The 13,682-nt window shown below is 64.5% G+C and carries 19 protein-coding genes; 5 read left to right on the top strand and 14 right to left on the bottom strand.

Features of this window, described 5'->3' with window-relative positions:
• Window positions 1–115: 115 nt before the first annotated feature.
• Window positions 116–571 (bottom strand): ExbD/TolR family protein, encoded by a 456-nt coding sequence (locus QZ281_RS07815; RefSeq protein WP_292226835.1) that lies wholly within the window; start codon window positions 569–571, stop codon window positions 116–118.
• 3 nt (window positions 572–574) lie between these two features.
• Window positions 575–1,327 (bottom strand): protein TolQ, encoded by a 753-nt coding sequence (tolQ, locus tag QZ281_RS07810; RefSeq protein WP_292226832.1) that lies wholly within the window; start codon window positions 1,325–1,327, stop codon window positions 575–577.
• 204 nt (window positions 1,328–1,531) lie between these two features.
• On the opposite strand from tolQ, the gene QZ281_RS07805 reads away from it, so the two are divergent.
• Window positions 1,532–2,356, top strand: coding sequence for an APH(3') family aminoglycoside O-phosphotransferase (locus QZ281_RS07805; protein ID WP_292226839.1), 825 nt, complete (start codon window positions 1,532–1,534; stop codon window positions 2,354–2,356).
• A 9-nt stretch (window positions 2,357–2,365) separates the two neighbouring features.
• Here QZ281_RS07805 and QZ281_RS07800 read toward each other — a convergent pair whose 3' ends face one another.
• The 6 genes from QZ281_RS07800 to ruvC form a co-directional block, all read right to left on the bottom strand.
• On the bottom strand, window positions 2,366–2,797 hold the full coding sequence (locus QZ281_RS07800) for a hypothetical protein (protein WP_292226829.1): 432 nt from the start codon (window positions 2,795–2,797) through the stop codon (window positions 2,366–2,368).
• Between the two features lie 26 nt (window positions 2,798–2,823).
• Window positions 2,824–3,285: a tol-pal system-associated acyl-CoA thioesterase gene (gene ybgC / locus QZ281_RS07795; protein ID WP_292226826.1), complete on the bottom strand. Its 462-nt coding sequence runs from the start codon at window positions 3,283–3,285 to the stop codon at window positions 2,824–2,826.
• A gap of 10 nt (window positions 3,286–3,295) precedes the next feature.
• The gene (locus tag QZ281_RS07790; RefSeq protein ID WP_292226823.1) at window positions 3,296–3,658 is read right to left on the bottom strand and encodes a hypothetical protein; all 363 of its coding nucleotides are present in this window, start codon (window positions 3,656–3,658) and stop codon (window positions 3,296–3,298) included.
• 39 nt (window positions 3,659–3,697) lie between these two features.
• Window positions 3,698–4,732, bottom strand: coding sequence for a Holliday junction branch migration DNA helicase RuvB (ruvB, locus tag QZ281_RS07785; RefSeq protein ID WP_292226820.1), 1,035 nt, complete (start codon window positions 4,730–4,732; stop codon window positions 3,698–3,700).
• 145 nt (window positions 4,733–4,877) lie between these two features.
• Window positions 4,878–5,495 (bottom strand): Holliday junction branch migration protein RuvA, encoded by a 618-nt coding sequence (gene ruvA / locus QZ281_RS07780; RefSeq protein ID WP_292226817.1) that lies wholly within the window; start codon window positions 5,493–5,495, stop codon window positions 4,878–4,880.
• Window positions 5,492–6,010, bottom strand: coding sequence for a crossover junction endodeoxyribonuclease RuvC (gene ruvC / locus QZ281_RS07775; protein ID WP_292226814.1), 519 nt, complete (start codon window positions 6,008–6,010; stop codon window positions 5,492–5,494). The genes ruvA and ruvC overlap by 4 nt, the downstream gene beginning before the upstream one ends.
• Before the next feature lie 96 nt (window positions 6,011–6,106).
• Between ruvC and QZ281_RS07770 the strand changes: the two genes are divergently transcribed.
• Genes QZ281_RS07770 through QZ281_RS07760 form a run of 3 tightly spaced genes read left to right on the top strand, consistent with a single transcriptional unit; the run spans window position 6,107 to window position 7,861 of the window.
• Window positions 6,107–6,511 carry a MarR family winged helix-turn-helix transcriptional regulator gene (locus QZ281_RS07770; RefSeq protein ID WP_292226811.1) on the top strand — a complete coding sequence of 135 codons (405 nt, stop codon included), beginning with the start codon at window positions 6,107–6,109 and terminating at the stop codon, window positions 6,509–6,511.
• Window positions 6,504–7,736, top strand: a complete 1,233-nt coding sequence (locus QZ281_RS07765; protein ID WP_292226809.1) for an MFS transporter — start codon at window positions 6,504–6,506, stop codon at window positions 7,734–7,736. Before QZ281_RS07770 ends, QZ281_RS07765 begins: the two co-directional genes overlap by 8 nt.
• Window positions 7,733–7,861, top strand: a complete 129-nt coding sequence (locus QZ281_RS07760; protein WP_292226804.1) for a hypothetical protein — start codon at window positions 7,733–7,735, stop codon at window positions 7,859–7,861. The genes QZ281_RS07765 and QZ281_RS07760 overlap by 4 nt, the downstream gene beginning before the upstream one ends.
• A gap of 11 nt (window positions 7,862–7,872) precedes the next feature.
• Here the strand turns inward: QZ281_RS07760 and QZ281_RS07755 are convergent, their stop codons facing one another.
• The 5 genes from QZ281_RS07755 to QZ281_RS07735 all read right to left on the bottom strand — a co-directional run bounded on the left by QZ281_RS07755 (window position 7,873) and on the right by QZ281_RS07735 (window position 11,328).
• The gene (locus QZ281_RS07755; protein ID WP_292226803.1) at window positions 7,873–8,334 is read right to left on the bottom strand and encodes a hypothetical protein; all 462 of its coding nucleotides are present in this window, start codon (window positions 8,332–8,334) and stop codon (window positions 7,873–7,875) included.
• Window positions 8,335–8,346: 12 nt separating this feature from the next.
• Complete coding sequence (locus tag QZ281_RS07750; RefSeq protein WP_292226799.1) at window positions 8,347–8,865, bottom strand: hemerythrin domain-containing protein; 519 nt, start codon at window positions 8,863–8,865, stop codon at window positions 8,347–8,349.
• A gap of 103 nt (window positions 8,866–8,968) precedes the next feature.
• A complete protein-coding gene (locus tag QZ281_RS07745) occupies window positions 8,969–9,472 on the bottom strand; it encodes an HNH endonuclease (RefSeq protein ID WP_292226797.1) in 504 nt (167 codons plus the stop codon).
• Window positions 9,473–9,531: 59 nt separating this feature from the next.
• Window positions 9,532–10,485: a DNA cytosine methyltransferase gene (locus QZ281_RS07740; protein ID WP_292226795.1), complete on the bottom strand. Its 954-nt coding sequence runs from the start codon at window positions 10,483–10,485 to the stop codon at window positions 9,532–9,534.
• Window positions 10,486–10,554: 69 nt separating this feature from the next.
• Window positions 10,555–11,328: a YebC/PmpR family DNA-binding transcriptional regulator gene (locus tag QZ281_RS07735; protein WP_292226792.1), complete on the bottom strand. Its 774-nt coding sequence runs from the start codon at window positions 11,326–11,328 to the stop codon at window positions 10,555–10,557.
• Window positions 11,329–11,462: 134 nt separating this feature from the next.
• Here QZ281_RS07735 and QZ281_RS07730 point away from each other — a divergent pair, with 134 nt between their 5' ends.
• Entirely contained in the window at window positions 11,463–11,660 is a 198-nt protein-coding gene (locus tag QZ281_RS07730; RefSeq protein ID WP_292226789.1) for a hypothetical protein, read from the top strand.
• Here the strand turns inward: QZ281_RS07730 and QZ281_RS07725 are convergent.
• A complete protein-coding gene (locus QZ281_RS07725) occupies window positions 11,641–13,476 on the bottom strand; it encodes a beta-propeller domain-containing protein (protein WP_292226786.1) in 1,836 nt (611 codons plus the stop codon). The two genes, QZ281_RS07730 and QZ281_RS07725, sit on opposite strands and share 20 nt — an antisense overlap.
• Window positions 13,477–13,682: the final 206 nt, after the last annotated feature.

Raw genomic sequence — 13,682 nt, 5'->3', positions numbered from 1 at the left:
GACCAGCGGCGTCAGTTCGTCCTTCTTCTCCGTGAAGGTGACGAAGGCGAGCGCAACCACCCCGGCGTGCAGGGCGATGGATCCCAGAATGGCGGGACTGGGACGGCGCAAGGGATCAGGCCTCCGGCGCCGTGTCGGTGATCAGGTTCAGCTTGGTGAAGCCGTTGGCGCTGAGGCGCGCCATCACGCGGGCCACGGCCTGATAGGGCGCACGGCCGTCGGCGCGCACGAAGACCGGGCGCTCGGCCGCCTTGTCCGCACCGCCCGCCTCGGTGAACAGGCGGGTGGTCAGGTCGTTGAAGTCGGCTTCGCTGTCGCCGATGAAGATGGCGCCGTTCTGGTCGATGCTGACCGACAGGGGCTCCGACTTGATCTCGACCGCGCTGGCCTCGGTCTTGGGCAGTTCGACCGGAACCCCAACCGTCAGCAGGGGCGCCGAGATCATGAAGATGATCAGCAGCACCAGCATCACGTCGACCAGCGGCGTGACGTTGATTTCCGTCAGCGGGCCCTTGCGCCGCCTGCGTCCGCGGCGACCACCGCCGCCACTTGATCCACCGCCCATGGCCATGGCTCAGGCGCTCCGGTTCAGGCTGAGGTCGCTGGTCGGAGCGGGCGGAGGCGGCGGGGCGGACGGGCTGCCCAGACGGCGCGCGACCGCAGCCTGCAGATCGTCAGCAAAGGCTTCCAGACGGCCGGTGAACTTGCCCGCATCAATGGAGAACTTGTTGTAGGCGATATAGGCCGGGATGGCGGCGGCCAGACCGATGGCGGTGGCGAACAGGGCCTCGGCGATTGCAGGCGCAACCGTCGTCAGATTGGTGTTGCCTGCCGCTGCGATGCGGCCAAACGCGTTCATGATGCCCCAGACCGTGCCGAACAGGCCGATGAAGGGCGAGGCGGTGGCCACCACCGACAGCACGCCCAGACCGTTCTCGATCCGCTGCCCCTCGCGTGAGATCAGGCTGTTCAGGGCCCGGTCGATGCGGATCATCAGCAGCTCGCCCTGATGTTCATTCAGCACCCCGCGCTGGCGGGCTTCGCGCCAGTCGGACAGGGCGATGACCAGCATGCGCGGCAGGGCGTGTTCGGGCTGAGGACCAGCCTGTGTCGCCACGTCCTCCAGCGAACGGCCTGACTGAACCGCCTTTTCGAAATCATCGGCCTGCTTGTTCAGCACCGTGAAGCGGAAGGCCTTGTCGATGATGATGGTCCACGACCACAGGGAGGCCACGGCCAGGCCGATCATCACCGTCTTCACCACCCAGTCGGCGGTCAGAAACAGCTCGACGGGATTGAGCATCGAGGCGTCGACGGGCGTGGTCATTCAGGCGCTCCGGGCGGATTCAAAATCGGTCATTTCCCTTCGACCGACTAGGCGTGACTATTGTGTGGCGCGCACGACAGAGTGACCGTCAGCGTCCATTCCCTGACAGGCGCGAAAATGGTTACCAGCGGGTTTACTGTGACGCCTGAAGCGGTTGAAATCAGCCGCTTGTGATCGAGAGCCTGTGTGGATCGCGCCTTGACCGTGCCAACCCCGTTGAACCCTGAGCGCGAACGGCTGGTCCAGCCGCTCAATCCGCCGCCCGAACTGGCCGCCGCCGTGCAGGGCCGGACCTGGGCGCGCGATCTGGTCGGAGAGGCGGGCGGCGCAGTTCACCGCCTGATCGGCGGGCCGTCAGAGGCTGATCTTTACCTGAAGCACGGGCGCGACGCGGCAGCGCGCGACATCACCGACGAAATGGTGCGGCTGCGCTGGCTGGCGCACCATGTCCGCACGCCGCAGGTCGTGCATTTCACCGCGACCGAGGACGAGGCCTGGCTTCTGACTACCGCCCTGCCCGGCCGCACGGCCTATGACCGGATGACGGCTGATCCGTCTTCAGCGCCCGAGGTCGTCGATCATCTGGCCGCCTTCCTGAAACAGCTCCACGCCATCCCGCTGGACCGCTGCCCGTTCGACAGCGGCGCCGCGCTGCGAATGCGTCTGGCCCATGACCGGATGGAGGCCGGGCTGGTCGAGACTGAGGATTTCGATGAGACGCGTCAGGGTTGGACCGCTCAGCAGGTTTGGGACCAGATCACCGCCCTGCGTCCCGCCGACGACGACCGGGTGGTCACGCACGGCGACTATTCTCTGGACAATATCCTGATTGCCGATGACGGCGGCGTCGGCTGCATCGACGTCGGGCGCGCAGGTTCGGCCGACCGCTATCAGGACATCGCCATCGTCTGGAGCAATCTGGCCGAGTTCGGCGCGAACCTGCAGGCCCGCTTCCTGACCGCTTACGGCATCGCCGCGCCTGACCAGGCGCGGCTGCAGTTTCATTTGGGGCTGGACGAGTTCTTCTGAACCCGCCCCCTATTCCGCCGAACGGCCCTTGTTCGGATCGACGGCGACCGAGACGGGCGCGCCGACGCTGATGATCACGCCCTCATGGCCTTCCTTGGCGATGGAATAGGTGGCGGCGTCTTTCAACAGCCCTTCCTCGCACTGACGGTCGCCTGGACGGCCCAGCTCGGCGCAGCCGCGCTTGGCCGCATCGGTCCAGCCCAGCACCCGGCGCGTGGCAGCCTCGGCCCGCTTGATGGCGGCTTCGTCTTCGGCGGCGGCCTGGGCGATCAGGGCCTGACGCGCACCCTGCTGGTATTGCAGCTCGGCCTGACCGGCCATCTTGCGCTCCCAGACCTTGTAATAGGGGCAGCCGACCAGCCCGCCGCCGACCAACAGCACGAACAGCAGGATCGAAACGACCACTGCGCTGGCGGACATCGTGTAGTTCTGAGTGGCCATCGGCTTTTCCCCTTTACCCGCCTGTTTTACCCGGCCTGCGCCGTGCTCGCCAGCCACGGCGTGACCTTCTCGATCAGGGCCTTTGACGGGCGGCGCGGACGGCCGTCCAGATGGATGCAGACGGCGGTGACCTCGGCGCGGCACAGCACCTCGCCCGCCCGCTCGACCGACTGACGGATGATCAGGCGCACGCCCTTCACGCTCTCATAGACGGTGCGAACCACCAGGGCGTCGTCGATGCGGGCGGGCTTGATGAAGCGCAGGTTCATGTCGGCGACGACGAAGGCCAGCGGCGATTCATCTTCCAGCAGGTCGGTATGGCCAACGCCAATTGCGCGCAGGAAGTCCGACCGCCCCCGCTCGAAATAGCGGACATAGTTGGCGTGATAGACCAGCCCGGTGAAGTCCGTGTCCTCGTAATAGACGCGCACGGGCAGCAGGTGGTCATGGCCGTCGAAACGGCCTGCGGTGGGAAGATCGTCGCTCATGGCGCCCACTCTATCGCTTCGGCGGGGCGGTCAGGAAGCCTGGACAATAGCGTTGTCGCATCTGCCGGAACTCGGTCGGCATGGGATCGTCGCTGAACAGGATGCGGTTGGGCGTCGAGACAAAGGCCACCGCCTCGCCCTTGCGGGTTCGCCCGACATAGCCGCACATGCCGCGACGCTGGCCGGGCTCAGCGTAGCGCAGCACCGCGCCCTGCCCGATCTGGGTTGCGATCTGGCGCGCGACCCGGTCGCCCGGCGCCTCCAGCGGATCAATCCGGCTGCTGCTCATCGTCAGCCAGAACCCCAGCGCGCCCAGCGCCAGAACCGCCGCCGCCAGTCCGATCAGCCAGATATCCCGCGTCTTGCGTTTCATGGGCGGCAAAGAACGATGCGTCCGGTCGTTTGGCAAGCGTCAGTCGAACAGATCGCCGGGGACAGGCGGGGCGTTTGGGTTCTTGGGCGGTTCCGACAGGCCCAGATGGGCATAGGCCCGCGCACAGGCCATGCGCCCGCGCGGGGTGCGCATGATGAAGCCCTGCTGCAGCAGATAGGGTTCGATCACGTCCTCGACCGCATCGCGCGCCTCGGCGATGGCCGCCGCCAGCGTGTCCATGCCGACCGGCCCGCCGCCATAGTTCTCGATCAGGGCCTTCAGGAAGCGACGGTCCAGACTGTCCAATCCAGCCTCGTCCACCTCCAGCCGCGCCAGCGCCCGCGCCGCGACCAGTTTGTTGATGACCTCGGCCCCTTCCGCAGAGGCGAAGTCGCGCACGCGTCGCAGCAGGCGACCGGCGATCCGGGGCGTGCCGCGAGCGCGCGAGGCGATCTCGAAGGCGCCGCCCTCGTCAATGGCCGCGCCCATCTTGCGGGCCGTGCCGCGCACCACCGCCGTCAACTCCTCGGGCGTATAGAACTCCAGCCGCAACGGTATGCCGAACCGGTCGCGCAAGGGTGTGGCCAGCAGGCCCGCCCGCGTCGTGGCCCCGACCAGCGTAAAGGGCGCCAGATCAATCCGCACCGACCGCGCCGACAGCCCCTCGCCGATGATCAGGTCCAGCACATGATCCTCCATCGCCGGATAGAGGATCTCCTCGACCTGCGGGCTGAGGCGGTGGATCTCGTCGATGAACAGGACATCGCGCGGTTCGAGGTTGGTCAGGATGGCGGCGAGGTCGCCCGCCTTGGCCAGGATCGGGCCGGACGTGGTGCGGAACCCCACGCCCAGTTCGCGCGACACGATCTGCGCCAGCGTCGTCTTGCCCAGTCCCGGAGGTCCGAACAGCAGGACGTGATCCAACGCCTCGGCCCGCCCGCGCGCAGCGTCGATAAAGACCTTCAGATTGCCCTTGGCCTGCGACTGACCGACGAACTCGGACAGGGTCTGGGGACGCAGGGCGCGGTCGAAGGCTTCACCGCTTTCCGCCTCGGGGGAAATGATGCGGGTCATAGGGAAATCCAGTGGCGCGTGGCGAGTGGCGCATGGCGAGCAGACGCCTCAGGTTTTCGCTCGCTAAAGACGACAACGGCGCACAGCCCTGCAACGCCGCACGGCTGCACTCGCCACGCGCCGCTCGCCATTCGCCACTCCCAACTCAACGTCCCAACTCCTGCAGGGCCGCGCGGATGACCGCAGGCAGTTCGGCCTCGTCGCCCAGGCGGATCAGGGCCTGATCAACGGCACGGCGGGCGTTGACCTCGGCGACGCCCAGACCCAGCAGGGCGGACACGGCCTCACCCGTCAGGCTGGGCGCGGGCGCAGCGATCTCGACATGGACGCCGGGTGCATTGGGCGCAAAGGTTACATCGCCCAGCGGTTTTCCCTTCAGTTCGGTGACGATGCGCAGGGCCAGTTTCGGGCCGACGCCATTGGCGCGCGCCACCGCCGCCTTGTCCTCACGCGCGACAGCGCCCGCCAGTTCGCCGGGCGGCAGCACGTCCAGCACGGCCAGCGCCGCCTTCGGCCCCACGCCCTGAATGGCCAGAAGCGTGGTGAAGGCGCGGCGTTCATCGCGGGTCAAGAAGCCATACAGGCGCGGGCCCGCATCCTCGCTCCATTGCGAATGGACATGGACCGTGGCCTCATCGCCGGGGGCCGGCAGACGGCCCAGCGTCCGCGCCCCGCACGACACGACATAGCCCACGCCCGCGCAATCGATCAGGCAGTCCGCCTCGCCGACCTCGGCCAGAACACCTCTCAGGCGGCCGATCATGCCGCGCCTCGATGCAGGGTTTCCAGCAAGGCTCGTTTCCTCAGTTGCGCATGGGTGATGGCGACGGCCAGCGCATCGGCGGCGTCCGCCTTGACGTCGCCCGCGGTCGGCAACAGGCGTTTGACCATAAAGGCGATCTGGCTCTTGTCCGCATGGCCTGCGCCGACGACGGCCTTCTTGACCAGATTGGGCGAGTATTCGGCGACCAGCAGGCCGCATTTGGCGGGCGCCAGCATGACAGCGGCGCGGGCGTGACCCAGCTTCAGGGTCGAGGCCGGGTTCACATTGACGAACACCTCTTCCACCGCCGCCTCCTCGCAGCCGTGGTCGGTGCAGATCGCCCCCACATGATCCAGCAGATGCAACAGCCGCTCGCTGAACGGGGCCTTTTCCGGCGGGGTCACCACCCCGTGCGCCACCCAGCGCAGGCGCGTGCCGTCAGAGACGATCACCCCCCAGCCGGTGCGTCGCAGACCCGGGTCCAGCCCGATGATTCTGACAGGTTCGTTCGCCATCCGTTCCCCTATTGCCGCAAAGAGGGTTAGCAAACAATCACCAGCCGCCCTGCAATCATCATTGCATATGCAACGCGACACTGTATTGCATACGCAATGAACGACGATATTGCCTGTATCTGCGGACGTCTGCGGCGCGCCTCGCGCACCCTGAGCCGCCGCTATGACGCCGCCCTGGCCGCAGTCGGGATGAATGTGAACCAGTATGCAGTGCTGCGTAATCTGTCGCAGATGCCGCGGCCGACCCTGGCCGAGTTCGCCGAACGCACCGCCCACGAGAAAAGCGCCATGTGGCGCACCCTGCAGCCGATGATCCGCGACGGCTGGATCACCGTCGAACCGGGCCGCACCCAGCATTTCAGCCTGTCAGACGCCGGACGCGCGCAGTTGGATCTGGCCCGCCCTTTCTGGACCGAGGCGCAGGCCGAAATCAGCAACATCCTGGGACAGCGCGAAGCCGTCCTGATCGAACTTCTGCACGAAATCGAGACCCATGTCTGAGACCGCCCCCGCCCAGATGTCGCGCCGCGCCTGGATCATGATCCTGACCGGGGCCACCCTGGTCACCCTGTCGATGGGGGTGCGCCAGTCGTTCGGCCTGTTCCTGACGCCGATGGGGATGGAGTTGGAGATCAACCGCCAGACCTTTGGCCTGATCATCGCCGCGCAGAACCTGCTGTTCGGCCTGATCCAGCCCTTCATCGGCGCCATGGCCGACAAGCATGGCGCGGGCCGGATCGCCGTGGTCGGGGCCCTGGTCTATGCGGGCGGGCTGATCGTGTCGGGTCTGGCGGCCAGTTCGCTGGGGCTGATGATCGGGTTCGGGGCCATGGTCGGCCTGGCCATGTCGGGCGTGACCTTCGTGGTCGTGCTGGGCGCCGTGGGCAAGATCGTGCCGCCCGAGAAGCGGACCCTGGCCTTCGGCATCGTCACGGCGGGCGGGTCGTTCGGCCAGTTTCTGGTCGTGCCTGCGGCACAGGCCATGCTGGACGCCTATGACTGGCGCATCACCCTGTTCATCATGGCCGGCATTATCGCCCTGATGATCCCTGCGGCTCTGGGCGTGGCGGGCAAGCCCCCCGCAAGGGGCGCGGTCGAGGGACCGCCGCTGAAGGCCGCACTGGCCGAGGCGTTCGCCCACCCCAGCTTCTGGCTGCTGAACTTCGGCTTCTTCGTCTGCGGCTTCCACATCGCCTTCGTCGGCACCCACCTGCCCGCCTACCTGCGCGACCTGGGCCTGTCGCCGTCCGTGGGCGCCAACTGTCTGGCCCTGATCGGCCTGTTCAACATCGCCGGGTCCTGGCTTTGGGGAGCCTGGGGGTCCAAGGGGTCCAAGAAGAACCTGCTGGTGCTGCTCTATAGCTTGCGCGCCCTGACCATCGTCATCTTCATCCTGGTCCCGCTGTCGCCCGCCACGGCCCTGATCTTCGCCGCGACCTTCGGATTCCTGTGGCTGGGCACCGTGCCCCTGACCAATGGACTGGTGGCCCAGATCTATGGCCTGCGGAACCTGTCGGCCCTGGCCGGGATCGTGTTCATGAACCACCAGATCGGGGCCTTCTTCGGCGCCTGGCTGGCCGGTCTGGCCTTTGATGCGACGGGTTCGTACATGCTGATGTGGCTGGTCTCCATCGGCCTTGCCCTGACGGCTGCGGCGGCCAACGCCCCGATCAGGGAGGCGCCGCTGGTGCGTGCACAGCCGGTTCCGATCCCGGCCGCCGAATGAAGTCGCACGCCTTCAAGATCGGCCTGGGCGTCCTGGCTCTGCTGGCGATCGGCGGAGCCATCTGGCTGTGGGGCCGGGTCGGCGTCGCCGTCTGGCTGGACGCCGCCATCGCCTTCTGCGCCTGAAGCGTCCTGCCTCAGTGCTGCATCAGCCGGGGGCGTTTCGGCGTCGCGTCAGCCGTGGGCGGAACGGGGGACGACGGTAGGGCGTCCTTGGCCGCAGGCTCGGGCGACCGGCCTGAGGCCCGTTCTGGCGGGATATAGAAGGGCGCGATCTGCTCGGGCGTGGCCGGGGCGTAGAAGGGATCGACAGGCGCCCGCACGGCTTCCTGTTCGGTGCGAGACGGTTCGACCGCCACCGGGGCCGGGACTGAAGCTGGAACATCTACAGTCTCAACGACGACAGGCTCGGGCGGCGAAGTTTCGCCCCTCTCCCTGTTCAACAGGGATGAGACACCCATCGTCACCACAGCGGCGGCGCACAACAGCAGGGCGACCGCACCGCCCCAGGCCGCCAGCTTGACCCACATCCAGCGGGGACCATCGATGGGCGGACCGGCAGACCCAGGCAGGTCAGGACGGGGATCGTTTTCCGGCATCAGCGGCGTCCGTCAGCCGTGTTTCTCGACATAGGCTTCGGGGTCCTTGTTCACCGGCTTGACGCCCGTGATGTTGGTCGCCTCGAAGGTCGCGAACTTGACAGCCAGATCATGACGCGTGGCCACGCTGGCGTTCAGGCGGAAGTCGGTCAGGCCCTGACGCTCCTCCTCGCCCATATGTTTGGAGTTGACCACGTTCGCCTCACCCACGGCCTCAAACCAGGCCTTGGTGCCGACCTTGTGCTTGGCGACCGCCTTGACCGCGTCGCGCAGCTTGTTGTGGTCTTCGATGGCGTCCTCGGTCTCGCCCTCGACCGTGCCGTCCTCGGCGTCATTGGCGCCGTCGCCCTTTTTCATCAGGTCGGGATAAAAGAACCGCTCCTCGGCCTCGGCATGCACATCCAGAAAGGCCGACAGCCGCCCCCAGACCGCGCTCAGCGCCTCGGTGTCCTTGGGATCGATCTGTTCGATGATCGAAAACAGACGACGCTGTTCAGCATGGTCGTCGAGGATCAGTTGGGTGATGTCCATCAGGGCGCTCCGGCAAGGCTGAACGAAACTAATCGCCTCCCGCTCGCCGGGTTCCCCGCTAACGACTCGCAAGCGTCTGCTCAGCATAGAGGTTTCTCACCTCTTAGGCCCGGTCTGGAAATTTGCTTTTCAGCCAATCCAAGACCGCCAGTTGGTCGGCCGCAGTCGCTCGACGCACCTGGATCAACAGCTTGGCAGCTGAAGGTCGGTCAAGCGTCAGGTTGCGCGCACCTTCATTGCAGACCGAACAAAGCGCTCGAAGATTGCCCGGCTCGTCCGAACCGCCCATCGACTTGTCGATCACATGTCCAATATGGAGCCGCGTCTTACGTCCGGGATCATAAGGATGAGGTTCACCGGCGACCGCACCGCACTGCTGACAGGTGAAGCCATTACGATCGAGTACGAAAGCACGCGTTTCCTTGGAGATAGCCCGTTCGAAAGCCGGTGCGGGTTTTGCAACTTCCAGCAGATATTCACCCGGCTTCAAATTGGCGCGGTCATTATGAGTCAGGATCAAATAACCCTCCTCAGTTCGCAACTCACGCACACGACGCGCCCACTCGCTGATGCCCCCAGCAACTTCGCGCAATTCGTCCGACTTCATGACCCGACCTAAATTGGCCAGAAAATGCGCCCGAAGTCGAGCTCTCGCGCCGCCAGTCTTCATCCCACCAACCTATATTTTGAGCGAGCTTCCAGCGCCGTACGCAAACTACACCCAAGACTGCGCGCGACCGGGGGCGGAAAAGCATTTCCTATCTGTCGATAGGCCGTCGTCTTGCGCCCATGGAAGAACCAATCATCAGGGAAACCTTGAATTCGCGCCGTCATCCGTGGCGTCAATCGCGGCATGCCTACAAAATTCTGCTCCGGCGCAGTTTCAGCAAGACTCTTGCCATTAACTCCCAGAGCAGCCCATGCAGCGCGCGCTCGTGTAGGCCCCAAGTCGGGACCACCATGCTTTTTAGAGCCACCGACCAACGTGGGGCCAACTTCATCCGCCCTGGCGACCCAGCTATCGACCCCCCGCCACCCCTCGGCGCCCATAAGATCCTTAAGCGCAGCGCCGACCGTAACAGGCGCAGCCTTTAACGGAACGGGCCAGTCGAATGCATCTTCCAGCCCCCTGGCCAAGGCCACAAACGCTACGCGAGGCCGCAATTGCGGGACGCCGTAGTCAGACGCGTTCAACAGCCGCCAGCCGGTCCAATAGCCCATCTTCCCCACATCACGTGCAATGTGGTTGCGATACTCTTGAAAAACCGCGCCCATCAGCCCCCGAACATTTTCTAAAAGAACAGCGCGGGGCCTGATCTCATCGATCAAACGAACAGCTTCAGGAAACAAATCCCGCTCGTCCGCTTTTCCGAGTTGCTTTCCGGCCAACGAAAACGGAGGACAGGGCACGCCGCCAGCGAACAGATCGACGCCGCGATAGGGACGTCCGTCAAAACGACGAACATCTCCCTCCACTACGTTCCAGTCAGGGCGATTGAGGCGAAGCGTTTTGCAGCAGTCCGCATCAATCTCAACCAGAGCCGTATGAGAAAACCCTGCCCCCTCAAGGCCCAAGGCTTGCCCGCCAGCGCCGGCGCAGATCTCTACAGAGCTAAACATGTTCCGTATATGTTCTTAACTAAGATAGCTTGGCAAGCACAGACCTGACAGTCACGCTTCAAACCGACCTCAACCGGCGTACTTGGCCACGTCTTCGTCGGAAATGTCTTCGTTGGAATAGACGTTTTGCACGTCGTCTTCGGCGTCCAGGGCGTCCAGCAGCTTCAGCAGGGTGCCGACGGCCTCGCCGGTCACGGGAACGTCGGACTGGGGCTTCCAGACGATGGCGGTGGACTTGGGATCGCCCAGCACCTTGGACATGGCGTCGGCGACTTCGTTCAGATCTTCGAAAGCGGTCCAGATGGTGTGGCCCGGTGCGTCTTCATAGATGTCCGGCTTGACCAGATCGCTTTCGACGTCCGAGGCGCCGGCTTCGATAGCGGCCTCCATGACTTCGTCTTCGGTGCCCGCCTCGGCCTTGTAGATGATCTGGCCGACCTTATCCCACATGAAGGCGACCGAGTTCATTTCGCTCAGTGCGCCGCCATTTTTCTTGAAGGCCGCGCCGATGTTCGAGGCCGCACGGTTGCGGTTGTCGGTCAGGGCCTCGACGATGATGCCCACGCCGCCGGGGCCGCGCCCTTCGTAGCGGACCTCTTCCATATTATCGACGTCGCCGCCCGCCGCCTTGTTGATGGCGCGCTGGATCACGTCCTTGGGCAGGCTTTCGGCCTTGGCGTTGTTGACCGCCAGACGCAGGCGCGGGTTGGCGGCAGGGTCGGGCAGGCCCGACTTCGCCGCGACCGTGATGTCGCGCGACAGCTTGGAGAACAGCTTGGAACGCTGCGCATCGGCGCGTCCCTTGCGGTGCATGATGTTCTTGAATTTCGAGTGGCCGGCCATGGGATCGTCTTCGAGAGTGCTGGAACCTGTCGCGCGTCTAGCGGATGAGGGCCATCGTGTCACGACAGGCTGAAAAGGTGGAACCTCGACCGTTTGCGGGTATTGATCCCCCGCGAGCAAGACGGAGTGCAGCCATGAACGCCGACGACACCATCTATGAAGCCCAGGGCTACACCGACGACGACCTGTTCGACGCCGATATTGTCGAGTGGTACGAAGCCCGCCCCATCACCATCCCGACCGCCATCGCCACCGGCGCCGTGGTCACCGCCTTCGCCCTGGGCGCCCTGACCGCCACCGCCCTGTTCCTGCTCAATCGCCTGGACGACTGAGGTCTTCACGGGGCGCGAAGCTGCTGCGGCCTATCTCACGGATACGGCCATTTTCTTCGCGCCCCTCGACCAATTCATATCCGAGCAAGGCGAAGACACGCCCCCGCAGGAAAATAGGACGTGCGTTTCCATACCAGTCGAAACAGGACACCACGCAGGCGTCCTCATCCTGCTTGTCCGACACCAGACGCGAGCTGAGCACGCCTGCGGAAGAAAGCCCTCTGTTCGAACGACGAACAAAAACCATCTCCGCACTTTTTTCATCTTCTCGGATGACAGGAAGCCCCAACAATCCCGCTGACCTGCCAGCGGCGTCGGGTCGATAGAAGAAGCCGTGACTGCGGCTTTCAGCCTCTTGCGCCTGCGGCAGAACGAAATGGCCCGCCAGCCTGGCATTGCGGCCCAACCTGACCAGCCGCATGGTCAGATCCTCTTCCCCGCCGACGACCAGCGCATCATCCCCCAAGGCTTCGATCCGATCCACCACCTCTGGCAGATCAAAGCTTTTGACCGTCAGATCGTCCAGGCTCACCACGTGAAGAACACCCGTGTCGACATCTGAACCGGCAACAGACACGTCGCTGGAATAGAGCAGGCTGCGCCCGACGAACCGGTTACGATGCGACCAACTATTATACGGCAATGCGGGAAGGGATCTGTAATCCTCGGCTGACATCGCACGCGTTCCATCGCCAAATCGCGACAGGGGCAAACGCAGCAAGGCGACGGCGTCGCTTACATCACGACGTTCCCACTGGCCGTCCTCCTGATCACCCCACCGAACGAGCACGTCCAGCGTCTGACGACGGCTGTCTTCACGAAAGGAAAATTGATCAATAGGCGCGCCCCGTGTTCTGACGGCCTGCGGCCGCCCTCCATCAAGCGGCATCCGATATACTGATGATGCAGCCCCGGTCTCCGAGTCACCTCCTGCAGTCCAGAGATAAACGGCCTGCGCTGACACATAATAACCCTGCGCCCCACTGCCCAGCACGCCGGTCGCAGCGCAATTCAACGTCTGCGCCGTCAAAGGACAGCGGATCACCGTGTGCAAGGTGCTCGCGCGCCCTGATCCGTCCACGATCTGAGGCGCCATGTAGATGTCGCGTGCACGATAAATAGGCTGGAAAGCACCGCTAGCCTTGTCACGCCACGCGCGCATGGCAGGCAGTTCTTCATCTGAACGCCAGCGCCAGCCCAAGCCATAAGGAGCATAAAAGACCAAGGTATCGCCAATCAGTCGAGACGACGAATTGTTCCCCGAATAATAGTCGCCTGACCTGAGATGATAGGCGTCATGAAAGCTCAGCCCGCCGTCTGGGGCCAGCCTGAACCGGTTGATTTCGGTTCCTCCACGGCCATAGCTGTAACCGATCACAACGACCCAGTCGTCCACGACCAGCATCTCGTCGTACCAGTCACGTGACGCGTCCACGCCGGGCGGATAGGCATTGATGGATGCGACCGGTCGAACACCCGGTCCCGCCAACGACACACTGAACAACCGCCCACGCCGCAGGATGATCAGATTGTTCCCGCTGGCCTTGACGATCCCGCCCTCGTCAACACCTGCTTCCTGGACATTGGTTATGCTGTCTGTGACGCGGCTGCCTGTAACGACAATATCGTCGACCTGTTGGTCACCCGTCCGCCCGCGCACCTCAATCCGGTTGCGTTCCAGAAATTCCTCAAGAGCAGCCTCGGACTGAAACGCCGTCAGGCCTGACTGATCAGCCTGAAATCGATCGGGCATGGCCTTGGCGGCGCTCCCTGCCAATAAGGCAGAGCCAAGAACCAGAACCATGCCCAATCGCATCTCAACACTCCGTCGCCCTCTGGTTGCACCAGGGATCAGAGTTCCACACTCAACGCAAGGCGCCGACGTTCAGCGATTTGACCGTGCAGGACGTGCAGTCCTCGACCTTCAGGATCAGGGTATTGGTTCCCTGCTGGAACGGCAGGGCGGGCGTGGGCGCCTCGTGCCAGCCGGGACCGGTTGGCAGGTTCACCACCACCGGCGCG

The sequence above is a fragment of the Brevundimonas sp. genome (genome assembly GCF_018608325.1).
Classification (GTDB): domain Bacteria; phylum Pseudomonadota; class Alphaproteobacteria; order Caulobacterales; family Caulobacteraceae; genus Brevundimonas.
Note: the sequence above shows the minus strand (reverse complement) of the source record. Positions and strands in the feature narration are given on the sequence as shown.

Bases quoted from the DNA above. Each gene is read 5' to 3' on its own strand.
- QZ281_RS07815 (WP_292226835.1), bottom strand. From the start codon at position 571: ATGGCCATGGGCGGTGGATCAAGTGGCGGCGGTGGTCGCCGCGGACGC.
- tolQ (WP_292226832.1), bottom strand. From the start codon at position 1,327: ATGACCACGCCCGTCGACGCCTCGATGCTCAATCCCGTCGAGCTGTTT.
- QZ281_RS07800 (WP_292226829.1), bottom strand. From the start codon at position 2,797: ATGGCCACTCAGAACTACACGATGTCCGCCAGCGCAGTGGTCGTTTCG.
- ybgC (WP_292226826.1), bottom strand. From the start codon at position 3,285: ATGAGCGACGATCTTCCCACCGCAGGCCGTTTCGACGGCCATGACCAC.
- QZ281_RS07790 (WP_292226823.1), bottom strand. From the start codon at position 3,658: ATGAAACGCAAGACGCGGGATATCTGGCTGATCGGACTGGCGGCGGCG.
- ruvB (WP_292226820.1), bottom strand. From the start codon at position 4,732: ATGACCCGCATCATTTCCCCCGAGGCGGAAAGCGGTGAAGCCTTCGAC.
- ruvA (WP_292226817.1), bottom strand. From the start codon at position 5,495: ATGATCGGCCGCCTGAGAGGTGTTCTGGCCGAGGTCGGCGAGGCGGAC.
- ruvC (WP_292226814.1), bottom strand. From the start codon at position 6,010: ATGGCGAACGAACCTGTCAGAATCATCGGGCTGGACCCGGGTCTGCGA.
- QZ281_RS07770 (WP_292226811.1), top strand. From the start codon at position 6,107: ATGAACGACGATATTGCCTGTATCTGCGGACGTCTGCGGCGCGCCTCG.
- QZ281_RS07765 (WP_292226809.1), top strand. From the start codon at position 6,504: ATGTCTGAGACCGCCCCCGCCCAGATGTCGCGCCGCGCCTGGATCATG.
- QZ281_RS07760 (WP_292226804.1), top strand. From the start codon at position 7,733: ATGAAGTCGCACGCCTTCAAGATCGGCCTGGGCGTCCTGGCTCTGCTG.
- QZ281_RS07755 (WP_292226803.1), bottom strand. From the start codon at position 8,334: ATGCCGGAAAACGATCCCCGTCCTGACCTGCCTGGGTCTGCCGGTCCG.
- QZ281_RS07750 (WP_292226799.1), bottom strand. From the start codon at position 8,865: ATGGACATCACCCAACTGATCCTCGACGACCATGCTGAACAGCGTCGT.
- QZ281_RS07745 (WP_292226797.1), bottom strand. From the start codon at position 9,472: ATGAAGTCGGACGAATTGCGCGAAGTTGCTGGGGGCATCAGCGAGTGG.
- QZ281_RS07740 (WP_292226795.1), bottom strand. From the start codon at position 10,485: ATGTTTAGCTCTGTAGAGATCTGCGCCGGCGCTGGCGGGCAAGCCTTG.
- QZ281_RS07735 (WP_292226792.1), bottom strand. From the start codon at position 11,328: ATGGCCGGCCACTCGAAATTCAAGAACATCATGCACCGCAAGGGACGC.
- QZ281_RS07730 (WP_292226789.1), top strand. From the start codon at position 11,463: ATGAACGCCGACGACACCATCTATGAAGCCCAGGGCTACACCGACGAC.
- QZ281_RS07725 (WP_292226786.1), bottom strand. From the start codon at position 13,476: ATGCGATTGGGCATGGTTCTGGTTCTTGGCTCTGCCTTATTGGCAGGG.